General features: G+C 47.8%; 14 protein-coding genes. 5 read left to right on the top strand and 9 right to left on the bottom strand.

The genetic code is table 11. The annotated features are described in order from the left end of the window. The 3 genes from ACOI06_RS05890 (at position 1) to ACOI06_RS05880 (ending at position 3134) form a co-directional block, all read left to right on the top strand. Positions 1-441 (top strand): DNA polymerase III subunit chi, encoded by a 441-nt coding sequence (locus ACOI06_RS05890; RefSeq protein ID WP_420661592.1) that lies wholly within the window; start codon positions 1-3, stop codon positions 439-441. A gap of 181 nt (positions 442-622) precedes the next feature. Next, positions 623-1300, top strand: coding sequence for a Bax inhibitor-1/YccA family protein (locus ACOI06_RS05885; RefSeq protein ID WP_420661658.1), 678 nt, complete (start codon positions 623-625; stop codon positions 1298-1300). Positions 1301-1754: 454 nt separating this feature from the next. Next, on the top strand, positions 1755-3134 hold the full coding sequence (locus tag ACOI06_RS05880; RefSeq protein ID WP_420661591.1) for an RNA-guided endonuclease InsQ/TnpB family protein: 1380 nt from the start codon (positions 1755-1757) through the stop codon (positions 3132-3134). Here the strand turns inward: ACOI06_RS05880 and ACOI06_RS05875 are convergent. From ACOI06_RS05875 to ACOI06_RS05865, 3 genes are all read right to left on the bottom strand, one after another. Then, positions 3131-4030 carry a Bug family tripartite tricarboxylate transporter substrate binding protein gene (locus tag ACOI06_RS05875; RefSeq protein ID WP_420661590.1) on the bottom strand — a complete coding sequence of 300 codons (900 nt, stop codon included), beginning with the start codon at positions 4028-4030 and terminating at the stop codon, positions 3131-3133. The two genes, ACOI06_RS05880 and ACOI06_RS05875, sit on opposite strands and share 4 nt — an antisense overlap. Positions 4031-4158: 128 nt before the next feature. Next, complete coding sequence (locus ACOI06_RS05870; protein ID WP_420661657.1) at positions 4159-5175, bottom strand: NADPH:quinone oxidoreductase family protein; 1017 nt, start codon at positions 5173-5175, stop codon at positions 4159-4161. Beyond that, on the bottom strand, positions 5175-6353 hold the full coding sequence (locus tag ACOI06_RS05865; RefSeq protein ID WP_420661589.1) for a CaiB/BaiF CoA transferase family protein: 1179 nt from the start codon (positions 6351-6353) through the stop codon (positions 5175-5177). Before ACOI06_RS05865 ends, ACOI06_RS05870 begins: the two co-directional genes overlap by 1 nt. An 84-nt stretch (positions 6354-6437) precedes the next feature. Between ACOI06_RS05865 and ACOI06_RS05860 the strand changes: the two genes are divergently transcribed. Continuing rightward, entirely contained in the window at positions 6438-7370 is a 933-nt protein-coding gene (locus tag ACOI06_RS05860) for a LysR family transcriptional regulator (protein ID WP_420661588.1), read from the top strand. A 45-nt stretch (positions 7371-7415) separates the two neighbouring features. Here the strand turns inward: ACOI06_RS05860 and ACOI06_RS05855 are convergent, their stop codons facing one another. Continuing rightward, complete coding sequence (locus ACOI06_RS05855; protein ID WP_420661587.1) at positions 7416-8141, bottom strand: SDR family NAD(P)-dependent oxidoreductase; 726 nt, start codon at positions 8139-8141, stop codon at positions 7416-7418. A gap of 197 nt (positions 8142-8338) precedes the next feature. Between ACOI06_RS05855 and ACOI06_RS05850 the strand changes: the two genes are divergently transcribed. Further along, positions 8339-9901, top strand: a complete 1563-nt coding sequence (locus ACOI06_RS05850) for an acetolactate synthase large subunit (RefSeq protein WP_420661586.1) — start codon at positions 8339-8341, stop codon at positions 9899-9901. Positions 9902-9971: 70 nt separating this feature from the next. Here ACOI06_RS05850 and recO read toward each other — a convergent pair whose 3' ends face one another. The 5 genes from recO to lepA all read right to left on the bottom strand — a co-directional run bounded on the left by recO (position 9972) and on the right by lepA (position 14856). Continuing rightward, positions 9972-10571 carry a DNA repair protein RecO gene (gene recO / locus ACOI06_RS05845; RefSeq protein WP_420661585.1) on the bottom strand — a complete coding sequence of 200 codons (600 nt, stop codon included), beginning with the start codon at positions 10569-10571 and terminating at the stop codon, positions 9972-9974. Beyond that, complete coding sequence (gene era, locus ACOI06_RS05840; RefSeq protein WP_420661584.1) at positions 10564-11457, bottom strand: GTPase Era; 894 nt, start codon at positions 11455-11457, stop codon at positions 10564-10566. The genes recO and era overlap by 8 nt, the downstream gene beginning before the upstream one ends. Positions 11458-11518: 61 nt before the next feature. Next, on the bottom strand, positions 11519-12223 hold the full coding sequence (gene rnc / locus ACOI06_RS05835; RefSeq protein ID WP_420661583.1) for a ribonuclease III: 705 nt from the start codon (positions 12221-12223) through the stop codon (positions 11519-11521). A gap of 27 nt (positions 12224-12250) precedes the next feature. Then, the gene (gene lepB, locus ACOI06_RS05830; RefSeq protein ID WP_420661582.1) at positions 12251-13045 is read right to left on the bottom strand and encodes a signal peptidase I; all 795 of its coding nucleotides are present in this window, start codon (positions 13043-13045) and stop codon (positions 12251-12253) included. Positions 13046-13062: 17 nt separating this feature from the next. Next, entirely contained in the window at positions 13063-14856 is a 1794-nt protein-coding gene (gene lepA / locus ACOI06_RS05825) for a translation elongation factor 4 (RefSeq protein ID WP_420661656.1), read from the bottom strand. Between the last annotated feature and the right edge of the window lie 81 nt (positions 14857-14937).

The raw sequence follows: 14937 nt of genomic DNA, 5'->3' as shown, positions 1-14937 counted from the left end.
ATGCGAGTTGATTTTGCATTTAACGCCCCGAACCGAATTTCACAGGCGGTTCAAACCACCGTCAAACAAACCAGTCGGGGCGTTCAGATACTGGTGTACTGCCCAAACCACGACATGGCAAAGCGGTACAGCCAGCAACTATGGGCCACCCCAGGGACCGCGTTCATTGCCAACGACTGGTTTGCGGAAACCCAGCAAACCGAATTGCCCGTTTATCTATTCAACGATGACAATTGGCACCTCGCTTCCCCAGAATTACTTGAGAAGCGCTGGTTGTTAAATTTGCATCTTGAGTGTCCACCCATCAAAGAATCGCCCGTACAGCGAATTTTAGAGTTTGTCAGTAGCCAAGAGCAGGATCGGGAATTCGCACGCAAACGCTGGTCAGATTACAAAAAGATTGGCTATCAAATCGTTGGGCACGATCTGGCTGCGCGATGAAATAATCCGTAAAAGTGCAAGGCTGCGCGGAACTATTCATTGAAAAAAATCTCTAATCTTCAACTCAGTGTGGTAAAACAGACCGAGTTGTACTCAAAGTGATCCCAACTCAACTTTGTAGCGACACACTTTAAACAGAAATTAAAAGGACGACATTTTTATGAGCGACTATCGCAATACGATGCCAGGCCGCTTTTCTCAAACATCCACGGCCAACGCACAAAACAAAGTACTACGCAATACGTACTGGCTTCTGGCCATCTCAATGGTGCCTACCGTTTTAGGAGCCGCACTCGGCTTATATACGGGACTCAATCAGATCATGGCCACAAGCCCTGTCCTGAGCGTCGTGATCTTTTTGGTCGGCGCTTTCGGTCTGATGTTTGCCATCGAGAAAAACAAAAACAGTTCAGCTGGTGTAGGCCTGCTCCTATTATTCACATTCTTTATGGGTGTCATGCTCTCCAGAATGCTCGGCTTCGTTCTGGGCTTTGGCAATGGTTCGCAATTAATCATGCTGGCATTTGGTGGCACGGCTGCGGTCTTTGCCACCATGGCGACGATGGCCTCTGCCGTTAAACGCGATTTAAGCGGTCTGCAAAAATGGTTGTTTACCGGTGTTGTGGTGATTCTGGTCGCAGCGCTAGCCAACATCTTTTTGCAGTTACCTGCTTTGATGATCACAGTCAGTGTATTGGCCATTGGTATTTTCTCGGCCTTTTTGCTGGTTGATTTGCAGCGCATCATCCGCGGTGGCGAAACCAACTACATCACAGCCACGCTGGCGGTGTATCTGGATGTCTACAACATTTTTGCTAATTTACTGGCTTTGCTGGGCATCTTTGGCGGGCGTGATTAATCCGAACGCTTGACCCAAACACAGCCTTTAAAAAACACCCGATTGCATCAGTGCATCGGGTGTTTTTCTTGGTCAGATGGATTCTGGCTCATAAGGCCAAATCAACTGTTTAATCGATTTGAGCGAATTGCTTGCGCAACCTCGTTCATTCATGTGCGAGTCAAGCAAGCGAGTTGGTTTTTGACTTGTTAGCGGCTTTAGCCGCTCTCAATGACTTTTCGCTAGGAGGGGCGTTTTGCTCACAAGGTTTCATGAATATACCTGAAAGGTACTCTGGCATTTCTTTTGTTAAAATTTTCCGTCTGTGTTTCATGGTAAATGCTAGATGCGCATAATTCTTATAATCACATGATATGACTGTCCTTTAGTTGCATTTCTTTGCATAAGGGTTGATTGAATGATGCGTAATATTTTAGTAAAATGATGCGACTGAGTCAGCTAAAGAAAGAGGATCATGCTTGTTGGTATCAAACTTCACGCCCATCCAACGCCTGAGCAAAAGAAAGTGCTTAGCCAATGGATGGGTTGCGCGCGTTTGATCTGGAATGCAAAAGTGGATGAAGAGCTATATCATCGTACTTTTGCGAACAAGTATTATCCAATAGGAACTTACGCCCCGATTGATAAAAAGGCAGCCCACTTCAAGTCAAAAGAGCTCACGCCTTGGCTCTATGACTGCCCTAGCCAAATCATTCGAAATAGTGCGACCAATTGGTGCAATACTTATTTCAATTTTATGAAAGGCTTGTGCGGCAGACCCAAAAGAAAGTCAAAATCAGACAGGGGGAGCATTCACCTCACAAGAGAATTATTCCGTTTTGAATATTGCTCCGACGGGAATATCCGTCTTTTCATTGGCTCAAAAACCAATAATATTGGTTACCTATCATTCAAAAAGCATGCCAATTTCAACACCCCTAAATCCATCTACATCCGTAAAGAAAGAGGACGTTACAGCATTTCCTTTTGCTATGAGGATGGCTTTGATGCGGTTGGTTTAAAAACCAATCAGCAGCATTTGGATTACCTACGTGATGAATCAGACGAGTATTTAGAGCAAAACACCATCGGCATTGATCGAGGTGTTGCGATTCCTGTCCAAGCCGGCGAAAAGTCGTTTGATTTCAGCGAAGGGCAAAAGAAAAACTTAAGCGAGTCTGAACGATATATAAAGCGGCTACAGCGTAGGCTCTCTAGGCAAACGAAAGGCTCGAACCACAGAAACGAAACGAAGTCTAAGCTCTCAAAGTCTCAGGCTAAGAAAGCCAATATCCGCAATGACTTTGCGCATCAAACGAGCAGAGCCATCGTCGATGGAAAAGAAACAGTGATTGTGCTAGAGGACTTAAAAACTTCTAACATGACTCGCAGACCAGCCCCTCAGCAAAATGAAGCCGGTCAATATCTGCCGAATCATGCCAGTCAAAAAGCAGGCTTAAATCAGGCGATCTTAAACGTCGGCTGGCATCAAATCGAAGTCTGCATTAGTTACAAAGCACACAAAGAAGGTAAAGCAGTTTTTAAAGTTGCTCCCCATTACACCAGTCAGGAGTGCGCCCAGTGTGGCTATACTCACCCAGACAACCGCAAAACTCAATCAAAGTTTCAATGCGGTCAATGTGAACATGCTGACAATGCCGATCAAAACGCATCGATGGTGATTAAGAAAAGAGCAATCAGGTTAATTAAGGACACTGGAACGGTGTTGTCAGAGAAAGGGGTTCTAATGCCGCTCTCTGATACTGGGCGTGGAGGAAAGCGTCAGACTAACAAAGCGCAAAGCAATGTTAGCCGCATCCAAAGAAGCGTCAAAAAAGAAAAAATAGCAGCTTAGCTGTTGTTTTGGAAGCTCGCTGCTTTAGCGGCGAGTAGTTCACCACCTGCAGCTTTCACAATCTCGCCCCATTTTGTGAATTCAGCGCGGTTGTACGCATCAAACTCCTGAGGTGTTGAGCCGACAGGTTCAGCACCCATTTGCAGGTAGTTTTCAGCAACCTTCGGGTCTTTCAGTGCTTTTTGAGCAGCTTGCGAAAGTGCTTCGACAATCTCATCGGGTGTATTTTTTGGTGCCCAATACCCATACCAAGTGGCCATATCAAAGCCTGGGTAGCCACTTTCATCAATTGTGGGCAAATCAGGCATTGCTTGCGCACGTTTCAGGGTTGTCACCGCAATCGGACGCAACTTACCCGCTTTAATCAAAGGTGTCGCTGAAGGCATCGAGTCAAACATCAGATCGACCTGACCACCGACCAAGTCTTGTAGCGCTGGGGCACTCCCTTTGTAGGGGATGTGTTTGATCTCAATATCTGCCAAACGCTTAAAGGACTCACCTGCCAAATGAGGCGCGGACGCATTACCCGATGAAGCAAAGTTCAGACCATCAGGTTTGCTCTTGGCGTATTCCACCAAATCCTGTACGGTTTTAATCGGAGAAGACTCAGGCACGACCAAGACTAATGGCACCTGGGCCAGTTGCGTGACAGGTTTAAAATCTTCCAGAGCATCAAACGTCGTTTTCGAATAAACGCTTGGATTAATCACGTGAATCGACGCATTTGCTAAGAAGGTGTAACCATCAGGCTGAGCTTTTGCAACCACATCACTGCCAATCATGCCGCTCGCACCAGCCCGATTATCAATCACAATCGGTTGACCCAAGATATTGGCCATTTCCGCCGCTGCCACACGTGCTGTTAAATCCGTAGGGCCACCAGGTGGATATGGCACCACCAGACGAATCGGTTTATTTGGGTAATCACCCGCAGCTTATGCCAAGGTGGTTAAAGCTGGCATCACTGCCAGTAATGCACCTACGCCCAGCAACATGCTTTTGCGAACATTTAATTTAAATACGTTCATTCAAGGTCTCCATTGATTGTGATTGCTATTTTTCCGGTTACACGGCGTTCGTTTAAATCATCTAGCGCAGCACACAACGCATCGATTTCATAAGTTTTGACAATCTCGGGTCGGATCCGACCATCGATTGCCAATTGCTGGAGTGCGCGCATCATGCCGCGCATTTGCGTTTCATACCGCACACTTTGATCGGTAGGTGTCCAACCAATATATTGGCCGTAGAAAAAACCATGCAAAGTCAGATTTTTTACGAGCATGATATTTTGTGGGAGTTTGGGAGGACGACCCGCAGCAAAACCAATGCTCAGAATCTGGGCACCTTGAGCCGTGCTTTTAAACACTTGCTCCATGAGTTGTGCGCCTACGGGGTCAAAAATAATGCTGGCACCCCCTTCTGTTTCTGTTTTGATTTTCTGTACCAAGTTCTCATCAGCCGAAGACAAGGCAAGATGTGCACCATGAGCTCTGGCCAGTTGACGCTTTTCCTCGGAGCTGGCCACCGCAATGACCTGTGCACCAAGTGTGCTTGCAATTTCAACTGCAGCCAGACCCACACCTGAACCAGCACCTAGAACAACGATTTGATCTTGTGGTGTGATCTGGGCCTTCCATACTAGGGCTGAATACGCAGTCCCATAAGACAGTGGAAGCGGCAAGGCTTGTTGCCAACTCAAAGCTTCAGGCACTCGATAAACCGTTGTTGCACGACAGTTAATTCGTTGCGCGTATCCACCCCAGCGTCGCATCGCGACCACACGATCGCCTGGCTTCAAACCCACGACATCCGCACCGCAGGCAACAATCCGTCCGTAGACTTCCGTCCCGGGGCTAAAAGGAAGCGGTGGATCTGATTGATACGTGCCACGGATCAGCAACTCAGTGGCATGACTCACAGTGGCATAAGCCACATCGATCGTGACTTCGTTGTGCGCAGGCGCACCTGGCATCGGAAGCTCTTCAACCTTAGCAACTTGCCTAGGATCCCCAAAAGACTGACACACTATCGCTTTCATCACAATGCTGCTCCTTGTTTTAAGATGCCCGCTTCACATAACGCATCCAAATGTTGCGCATCCACACCTAGACGACTCAAGACTTCGAGCGTGTGTTCACCAATCACGGGGGCGATTCCAAGCGCCTCAGCTCGATAAATTGCTAATGGCGAAGCCACCACTGGAATCGCCGGCAAACCTGTAATATGCTGCCAATGAAATGGCTGCAGATGTTCAATCTGAGCATGCTCAAAAATAGAGTCATAGTCCTGAATAACGGCATGCAAAACCTCATGCTGATTTAGGCGTTCAACCCAAGACTCAGTCGATGCTTGACTCAGCACTTCATCAATCAAACCGTCTAAAACCGCCCTGTGCTGCATGCGAACATCATTTGTCATAAAACGCACATCTTTAATCCACTCTGGCTTATCAAGCGCGTGGCAGAGCTTTTCAAATTGCGAGTTATTGAGTGTCACGACACTCAGTTGACCTGTCGCTGTTTGAAATACACCATTGGGTGCACTAACCGCTTCGACTGGACGTGGTCCAGCCATCTTGTGCTCAGTGAGCCCCATGGCCTGAAACGCCAGCATTGCTTCAAACAGACTCGTTTGCACATGAGAGCCTTTACCCGTTTCTAGCCGAACGTACAGCGCAGCAGCCAAAGCTTGCGCGGCATACATGCCCGTCGCGGCATCAACCATCAGCATCCCAACACGGCGCGGTTGACCATCGGGAGTGCGGTTCATATACATCAGACCAGAATCTGCTTGCATGACTGAATCCGTCGCAGGCAATTCCGCCGCAGGCCCTTCATCTCCGTAACCACTAATTGATACACAGATCACGTCGGGCTGCGTCTGACTCAAAGTTTCATAATCAACACCCAGACGTTTTGCGACACCGGGTCTGAAGTTTTGCACAACAACCTGACAGCTTTGTACCAATTTCTTTAAAAGCGCTTGCCCTTCAGGGTGTTTGGCGTCCAGAGCGACACCTAATTTGCCTTGATTAAACTGCAGCGATAATGCACTGTGATCACCATGTGAGGCACTCACAAAACGTCCCCAATCACCACTCGGTGGCTCAACCTTGATCACTTCGGCGCCTTGTGAGGCCATAATTTGCGCGCAATAAGGGCCTGCAATACCTTGACTCAAATCAAGCACACGAATTTTTCGCCATGGTTTAACCATGCTGATGTCTCCTTATATGTCGTAAATCATCTTAATATGCAATACTTCTTATGACAATACGCTAATTTTTATACTGACTGTCAAATGAAATTTGCCAATAATCTGGATTGGTCACGTCTACAACTCTTTGCACTCATCGTGGAGTCTGGTTCGATGGCACAAGCCGCACGTGATAGTGGAATGACTCGTGCCAATGTGTCACATCAACTTAAGATGTTAGAAACAGCACTTGGCGTTGAGCTAATTCATCGAACAACTCGTAAGCATGCACTCACACCAGCTGGCCAAATTCTGTTTCAACATGTACTTAAAATGCAGCAAGAGTCTCGTGAAGCATTCACGGCTATTGATGAACTTGGTAAACAAATTCGAGGCGAAGTACGGGTACGAATGCCTACAGGTCTAGGGCACTTATATCTCGCTCCGCTTTTACTCGATTTTGCCCGCGAACATCCTGAAATTCGTTTACGCGTCAATATTAATGATCATATTGCGGATCTGATCAGCAGCGATGTGGATATCGCATTAAAAATCGCCACCAACCTCAAAACCACCGAAATTGTGTCAGAAATCGGCCATATTCAATGGTGTTTGTGTGCGAGTGCCGCGTATTTCCAAACAATACGGCGTGTTGAGACGCCTGAACAACTCACTCAGAAAGCCTGGATTACGCCAGCAGCTTTTGGTAAAGAGGTCACCCTGCACTTTGGTCGCTACGATCAGAGCATTCCAATCAAATTCGTCCCACGACTACAGTCAGGTGACTATCCGTTTCTGGTGCAATCCGTTCAGGCCAGCATGGGAATCGCGGTTCTACCGCGATACGCCATCTGGGAAAAACTGCAATCGGGTGAATTGGTTGAAGTCTTGCCACACTATCAAATCTCGGGTGCCGATGCAGGCAATTCACTTTATCTGATGGCTTCTCGAGGACGATATCCAAGCCTAGCCGCACAAGCCCTCAGTGACTTTATCATTCGACATTTGCAGGCTCATATGAAAGACTGGTCAGCCTAAAAAGTGAACTGCCAGTCTTTCATACAACACCAGTCCAAATAAATCCTAATTGGCAGCCTGACCCACGGACAATCCACCGCAGGTATATATCACCTGTCCCGTGGTATAACCAGCCCGATCATCGAGCAACATAGCGACGATGTGCGCAATCTCTTCCGGTTTACCAATCCGTCCCAAAGGAACCGCTGCTTTAAGCGCCTGCGTTTGGGGTGAATCGTCTGGATTGGAATCACGAAACAACTCGGTCGCAATCGCACCAGGCGCAACCAAATTCACCGTCACACCATAAGCGGCCAGTTCCAATGCCCAAGTGCGTGTCATGCCGATCAAACCTGCTTTTGTAGCGCTATAAACGGTTCGCCCAACCTTACCTAACCCCGCCCGACTACCGATATTCACGACGCGTCCCATCCCTTGCGCTTTAAAAGCTGGAATGAGTGCCTTCGTCAAAATCATCGGTGCCAACAGATTCAAATTCACCATATCCTGAACTTCGGCAACCGTGACATCCTCCACAGCGGCCACATGAATCATGCCGGCATTGTTAACCAAGCGCACAATTTCACGCTGATCCCGCCAATGCTCAATCGCCTGTTGAGTAGCATCGGCATCCATCAAATCAACCGATTCAAAAAATTCACCCTTCAATGGCGTTTCACTCGGTGTGCGACTAAAGTTCAGCACTTCATAGCCATCATCGATGAGTCGCTTAACGATTGCGCGACCAATTCCGCGACTCGCGCCTGTTACTAATGCAAAAGGTTTTTCCATGAGTCCCACCTCCTCCGATAGGTTTTGATGACATCTTACAGGCTGGGCGCACTAACCATTCGGTTATTTCTATCAAAGTCACTAAGTACACCGTCAATGATGTATTGTGAGCAATTGAGATACATTACAAACAACAGACAATCACCCCAATTCGGTATTGCTGTTTAAAACGACGATTCAAAGGAGAAAACACTACAATGAACGGTTCACAGGCTATGGTCAAGACGTTGCTAGCCGGCAATATCGATGTCTGCTTTGCAAACCCAGGCACTTCTGAAATGCATTTTGTGGCAGCGCTTGATGAAGCGACCGAGATGCGCTGTATCCTTGGTCTTTTTGAAGGTGTGGTGACGGGTGCTGCTGACGGTTACAACCGCATTGCTGAAAAACCTGCTGTCACACTGCTGCATTTAGGACCTGGATTAGGCAATGGACTGGCCAACCTTCACAACGCCAAACGCGCACGTTCTGGCATTGTGAATGTGATTGGGCAACATACGCTGGATCACTTGCACAACGATGCACCGCTTAACTCTGATGTAGAAGCCGTCGCACGCCCCATGTCACACTGGGTTAAGACCTCAGTGACTGCGAATGAAGCTGCCGCTGACACAGCTAGGGCAATTTCCATTGCAAAAAGCCAGCCGGGTCAAATCGCCTCTCTAGTTTTACCCGCAAACTGCGCCTGGGAGGCGGCTGATCCCGGACACTACACGTTTGAACCTGCTTTCACTTATGCCGCACCTCTGGTGCAGACCATTGAAGCACTGGCTAAGCGTCTGTCTGATCCTGTTCAGGCAAAACAAACTGTGCTCTTTCTCGGTGGCGAAGCCATGTATGAGAAATCGACTTGGTTAGCGGGTCAGATTGCCGCAAAAACCGGTTGTCGCTTATTTGCTGAACAACGCAGCCGCCGTAGTGAGCGAGGACGCGGACGTGTCAACGTTCGACCGATTCCATTTCCTGTGGATGGTGCCGTTGAGGCGCTCGCTGGCACCAAAGAACTGGTTTTAATTGGCGCTGTGGAACCCGTTGCATTCTTTGGTTACCCTGATAAGCCACGCCGACTCGCACCTGCTGATTGCACCATCACACAAATGGCCAGTCCCGCCCACGACGCCTATGCTTCACTTGAAGCGCTGTGCGATTTAGTCGGTGCCGCCTCAGAAACTCCCGCACAACTGGCTACTGATCTACCAGCACCGACATTTACCGACGGTAAACCTGATGCAAGCAATATCGGCATGGTGATTGCAGGCGCCATCCCAGAGAATGCCATTTTGGTTGATGAAGCCATCACATCCGGACGCTCATTAGCCGCTGCAATGCCATATGCACCCGCGCATGATTGCATCGACATCACGGGTGGTGCCATTGGATTTTCATTGCCAGCAGCCGTCGGTGCAGCCGTTGCAGCGTCAGATCGACGCGTCGTGGTGATGGTGGGTGACGGGTCTGCCATGTACACTGTGCAATCACTCTGGACCATGGCTCGTGAGCAACTCAATGTCACGGTCGTCATCTTTGACAATAGTTCATACCGCATCCTTCGTGGTGAACTCAACAACATGGGAGGCCCTGAGCCCGGTGAAAACGCTGCGCGAATGCTAGATTTATCAGGTCCCGGACTGGATTGGGTCAGCATGGCCAAGTCACAAGGTGTGCCCGGTGTCGTCGCCAATACCCTTTCGGAGTTTGATCAAGCACTCAAACGAGCAAACAATACACCTGGACCAAGCTTAATCGCATTGCGAATCTAGTTGACTTAGTTAGAAATAAATCACTAAGCTGCCTGCATCAACTATTAGGTGCAGGCATTTTTTACGCCTATCAGTTTCTAATTTGATGCAACCCCTGCATCACAATTCGACTCTGTAACGGGGCCTCTGCGAGCGAATCATCCAACCGCGCACGGATCTGAGGTCGAATTATTTCCAAGTCAGCTGCATCCGTAAAATCAGGCATCGGACCATCCAATCCGTATCCCACCTCTCTGAGTAAAATCCATTCGAATCGTCGCAAAGTTTGATTCAGAGGCGCTTTTTGTGAAAGCAAACCTAGCGTCTGCTCGTAAGCATCAAACAATAAGGGATGCGGATCTTCTCGAGGCACTAAGCGCAAGATCAATTCATTCAAATACCATCCAGACATCAAATTAGACGCTGGCATTCCCAAAAAGCCTGCAATCTCAGCTTGTGTTAGAGTTCTGACCTCATTACGCCCCGCCCACGACAGTCGCAATGGTTGAAACGTTTGTAGAATCGTGCGCAATCCAGAATAGGGTCGTTTGGCCCCTTTAGCTGCGGCCAGAATCAGTCCATATTCACGCGACCAGATTTTAGCGATCACGGAAGTTTCGCGCCAAGGTGTCACATGCAAAACAAATGCCTGTGCGTCGAGAATTCGTGTTGAACCGCGTCGATTACTCATAACCTAGATCACGAAGACTGGCTTCACGATCTGACCAGCCTTTGCGAACTTTAATAAACACTTCCAGATGTACAGATTTTTCTAGTAAGCGTTCAATTTCTTGACGAGCTTCGGTGGCAATACGTTTCATGTGTACGCCCTTTGCACCCAGTAAGATGGGTCGATGACTTTCACGCTCCACAACCACACAAGCTTTAATCACCGCACGTGCATCAGTCTCATCCCACTCTTCAATCACGACCGTACAGCCGTATGGCAATTCATCACCCACTAGGCGGAAAATCTTTTCTCGAATCATCTCCGCCACTAAAAAGCGAACAGGGCGGTCAGTAATCGCATCTTCTTCATAGATGGCTTCACCTTGCGGCAAATGTTGACTCACTTCCTGAAGCAAGGCATCTAACTGCAAACCAGACTGTGCGCTTACAGGCACAATGGCTGAAAAATCGAATTTCTCTGAAACCTGTGCGATAAATGGCAACAAGGTTTCGCGGTTTTTAACCGCATCGACCTTATTGAGCACAAGAACCACGTCCATACCGGGTTTAAATAATTCCAGAAGCTTTTCATCCGCAGGTCCCCAGCGACCTGCTTCAACAACAAACAGAATGACATCGACCTGAGACAAAGTTTGCGTCACCACGCGATTCATCATTCGATTCATCGCACCCCCATGACGAGTCTGAAACCCTGGTGTATCCACAAAAATGAACTGAGTGTCATCCGTGGTCAATACGCCATGAATCCGGTGACGAGTCGTCTGGGCTTTGCGTGACACAATCGAAATCTTGGCACCAATCAGGGTATTCATCAGGGTCGATTTACCCACATTCGGGCGTCCAACCACAGCTACAAAACCGCAACGTGTCACAGAAGAAGTATTCATTAAATTTTTTAGTGATCGATTAAGAAACAAATGACTAGCACTTAAATTACTGATGCTTAGCTTACTTACGCTTTCGTTTTTGATCAGACTGTTCAGTCTCTCTCAAAATCAGTGCCATCATGTCTTGAGCTGCGCATTGTTCTGCCGCACGCCGACTCGGACCTGTCGCACCCACCTTGAGATTCAGTGCTTGTATTTCGCACACCACATCAAACAGTTGTTCATGGGCGACTCCCCGTGTATTGAGCACACGATACACCGGAATCGCCATCTTGCGAGCTTGTAAGTATTCTTGCAAATAGGTTTTGGCATCTTTGCCAACTTTTTTAGGATCGAGTGTATTAATTAGTTGGGTATACAGACGCGCAATCACTTGATGCGCCGCTTCAAAACCGCCATCCAGATAAATCGCCCCCAAAATCGCTTCAAATGCATCCGCCAAAATGGAAGGACGCCGAAATCCACCGCTTTTAAGCTCACCTTCGCCGAGCTTTAAAAAGTCAGAGAGTTTTAACTCAAGTGCCAAATCAGCCAGCGTTTCTTTTTTCACGAGACTGGCTCGGATTCTGGATAAATCACCTTCATCCAAACCTATAAATTGATGGTACAGCAAATCGGAAATCGAACTGTCTAAAATGGCATCTCCAAGAAATTCCAGACGTTCGTTATTTTTAAAACCTACGCTACGATGTGTCAGAGCTTGCTGCAAAAGACTAATATCAGCAAACGCATACCCCAAAGCCTTTTGTAAAGAAGAAAGTTTCATGACAAAGTCCTAACAGATTAATTCGACTTAATGAAAGCTTCCAATACGGCTGGGCTCAGAGAAGTTCATCCAGATAAAAAATGCTTTTCCGACAATGTTTTCAGCAGGCACAAATCCCCAGAAGCGACTGTCTAAACTGTTGTCGCGATTATCGCCCATCATGAAATACATATTCTCTGGGACGGTACACACCATGCCATCAATCCGATACTGACACTGATCCCGATACGGGTAACGCCAGATGGGTCTGAGATCTTGTCGGCTGCGCTGATCAACCAGAATCTTGTTTTCGACAGGCCCTAAGTTCTCGATAAACTGTGAGGCATACGCCAAACGATCCGGCTCATAATACTCGCCATCACGCTGAACCGGCACTTCTTTACCGTTGATGTAAAGACGCTTATTCAAATACGCCACTTCATCACCAGGCAATCCAATCAAGCGTTTGATGTAATCCACATCGGGTTCAACCGGATAACGGAAAACGATGACATCGCCTCGCTCAGGTTTATTAAACTCCACCAGTTCGGTATGCAAAATTGGCAGGCGCAGGCCATACGTAAACTTATTGACCAAAATCAAGTCGCCTGACTTCAAAGTCGGCAACATCGAACCAGACGGAATTCGAAACGGTTCCACCACAAATGAGCGCAACACAAACACAAACACGATGACTGGAAAAAAACTCGCGCAGTACTCAACCCACCAGGGCGTTTTAGCATCAGCAGCGCGTTTTGAGCGTAAAAACAAACGATCAACCAGCCATACGATGCCCGTGATCACCAACGCAATAAACAGCAATAATGAAAAATTCCAACTCATACGTGCTCCAGCCCCTATTACTTATCGTCCACTTGCAGGATGGCCAGGAACGCTTCTTGTGGAATCTCCACGCTACCGACTTGTTTCATGCGCTTTTTACCCGCTTTTTGTTTTTCCAGAAGCTTTTTCTTACGTGAGATATCACCGCCATAACATTTCGCCAAAACGTTTTTACGCAAAGCCTTCACGTTTTCACGGGCGATAATTTCTGCACCGATGGCAGCCTGAATGGCGACATCATACATTTGGCGCGGAATTAACTCACGCATCTTAGACACCATTTCCCGACCGCGGAAACGGGCATTGGAACGGTGACAAATGGTTGATAGCGCATCGACTTTGTCACCATTAATCAAAACGTCCACTTTCACCACATCGGCTGAGCGATACTCTTTGAACTCATAGTCCATCGACGCATAACCGCGTGAAACTGATTTAAGCTTGTCAAAAAAGTCTAAGACGATTTCAGCCAACGGGATATCATACTGCAGGTGAACTTGGCGACCGTGATAGGACATATCTAACTGAATGCCACGCTTTTGATTGCATAAAGTCATCACCGCACCCACGTAGTCTTGCGGCATAAACAAGGTGACATGGACAATGGGTTCGAGAATTTCTTGAATTTGTCCCACATCCGGCATTCTGGCTGGACTTTCAACCGTAATCGTTTCACCTTGATTCAGCGTCACTTCGTAAATGACTGAAGGCGCCGTTGTAATCAGATCCATATCGAACTCGCGCTCGAGTCGCTCTTGCACGATTTCCATGTGCAAGAGGCCCAGGAACCCACAACGGAATCCAAAACCTAAGGCCTGTGACACTTCAGGCTCAAACATCAATGCGGCATCATTGAGCTTTAGTTTTTCCAATGAATCACGCAGTTGATCATATTCACTACTTTCAACGGGATATAAGCCTGCAAAGACCTGAGGTTTCACCTCTTTAAAGCCTGGCAAAGGTTCTTCAGCAGGTTTGGCCGCCGTTGTCAATGTGTCACCGACCTTGGCATGCTCCAGTTCTTTAATCCCAGCAATCACAAATCCAACTTCACCCGCACTTAACTGGTCGCGTGCGACAGATTTTGGGGTAAAGACACCAATCTGATCAGCTGGGTGTGTTGCACCGGTTGCCATCAGTAAAATACGATCGCGCGCTTTCAATGTGCCATTGACAATACGCACCAGCATGACAACACCGACGTAATTATCAAACCAGGAGTCAATGATCAGCGCCTGCAGTGGGGCTTGCGGATCTCCGAGCGGCGCGGGCACTTTGGCTACGATGGCTTCTAGAATCTCATCGATCCCCTGCCCTGTTTTGGCACTGGCCTCAATCGCTTCTGAAGCATCAATTCCCACAACGTCTTCAACTTCTTCACGTGCGCTATCAGGATCGGCCTGTGGCAAGTCCATTTTGTTTAGGACTGGGAGCACTTCAACACCCAAGTCAATGGCGGTGTAGCAGTTGGCCACGGTCTGCGCTTCGACACCCTGCGATGCATCCACCACTAGCAACGCACCTTCACATGCAGACAAGGAGCGACTCACCTCGTAGGAGAAATCAACGTGCCCTGGGGTATCAATGAGGTTCAGATGATAGGTCTTACCATCCTTGGCTTCATAAGACAAAGAGGCAGTTTGCGCTTTAATCGTAATACCCCGTTCTTTTTCAATATCCATTGAATCAAGAACTTGAGAGGACATTTCCCGAGTCTGTAAGCCACCACAACGGTGAATCAGACGATCGGCAAGCGTAGACTTACCGTGATCAATGTGAGCAATAATTGAGAAATTACGAATATGCTGCATAAACCCGTATTCAAAACAAGTGAACTGTCGCATAAAAATATGTCGCGACATAAAAAAGGAGCGCCTGGACGCTCCTGACGT

The sequence above is a fragment of the Orrella sp. 11846 genome, assembly GCF_048820935.1.
In the GTDB taxonomy this organism is placed as follows: Bacteria; Pseudomonadota; Gammaproteobacteria; order Burkholderiales; family Burkholderiaceae_B; genus Algicoccus.
This window is presented reverse-complemented; position numbering and strand designations above follow the sequence as displayed.

What these genes read in the sequence shown, in the direction of transcription:
- ACOI06_RS05890 (WP_420661592.1), top strand. Translation starts at nt 1, where the DNA reads ATGCGAGTTGATTTTGCATTTAACGCCCCGAACCGAATTTCACAGGCG.
- ACOI06_RS05885 (WP_420661658.1), top strand. Translation starts at nt 623, where the DNA reads ATGCCAGGCCGCTTTTCTCAAACATCCACGGCCAACGCACAAAACAAA.
- ACOI06_RS05880 (WP_420661591.1), top strand. Translation starts at nt 1,755, where the DNA reads ATGCTTGTTGGTATCAAACTTCACGCCCATCCAACGCCTGAGCAAAAG.
- ACOI06_RS05870 (WP_420661657.1), bottom strand. Translation starts at nt 5,175, where the DNA reads ATGAAAGCGATAGTGTGTCAGTCTTTTGGGGATCCTAGGCAAGTTGCT.
- ACOI06_RS05865 (WP_420661589.1), bottom strand. Translation starts at nt 6,353, where the DNA reads ATGGTTAAACCATGGCGAAAAATTCGTGTGCTTGATTTGAGTCAAGGT.
- ACOI06_RS05860 (WP_420661588.1), top strand. Translation starts at nt 6,438, where the DNA reads ATGAAATTTGCCAATAATCTGGATTGGTCACGTCTACAACTCTTTGCA.
- ACOI06_RS05855 (WP_420661587.1), bottom strand. Translation starts at nt 8,141, where the DNA reads ATGGAAAAACCTTTTGCATTAGTAACAGGCGCGAGTCGCGGAATTGGT.
- ACOI06_RS05850 (WP_420661586.1), top strand. Translation starts at nt 8,339, where the DNA reads ATGAACGGTTCACAGGCTATGGTCAAGACGTTGCTAGCCGGCAATATC.
- recO (WP_420661585.1), bottom strand. Translation starts at nt 10,571, where the DNA reads ATGAGTAATCGACGCGGTTCAACACGAATTCTCGACGCACAGGCATTT.
- era (WP_420661584.1), bottom strand. Translation starts at nt 11,457, where the DNA reads ATGAATACTTCTTCTGTGACACGTTGCGGTTTTGTAGCTGTGGTTGGA.
- rnc (WP_420661583.1), bottom strand. Translation starts at nt 12,223, where the DNA reads ATGAAACTTTCTTCTTTACAAAAGGCTTTGGGGTATGCGTTTGCTGAT.
- lepB (WP_420661582.1), bottom strand. Translation starts at nt 13,045, where the DNA reads ATGAGTTGGAATTTTTCATTATTGCTGTTTATTGCGTTGGTGATCACG.
- lepA (WP_420661656.1), bottom strand. Translation starts at nt 14,856, where the DNA reads ATGCAGCATATTCGTAATTTCTCAATTATTGCTCACATTGATCACGGT.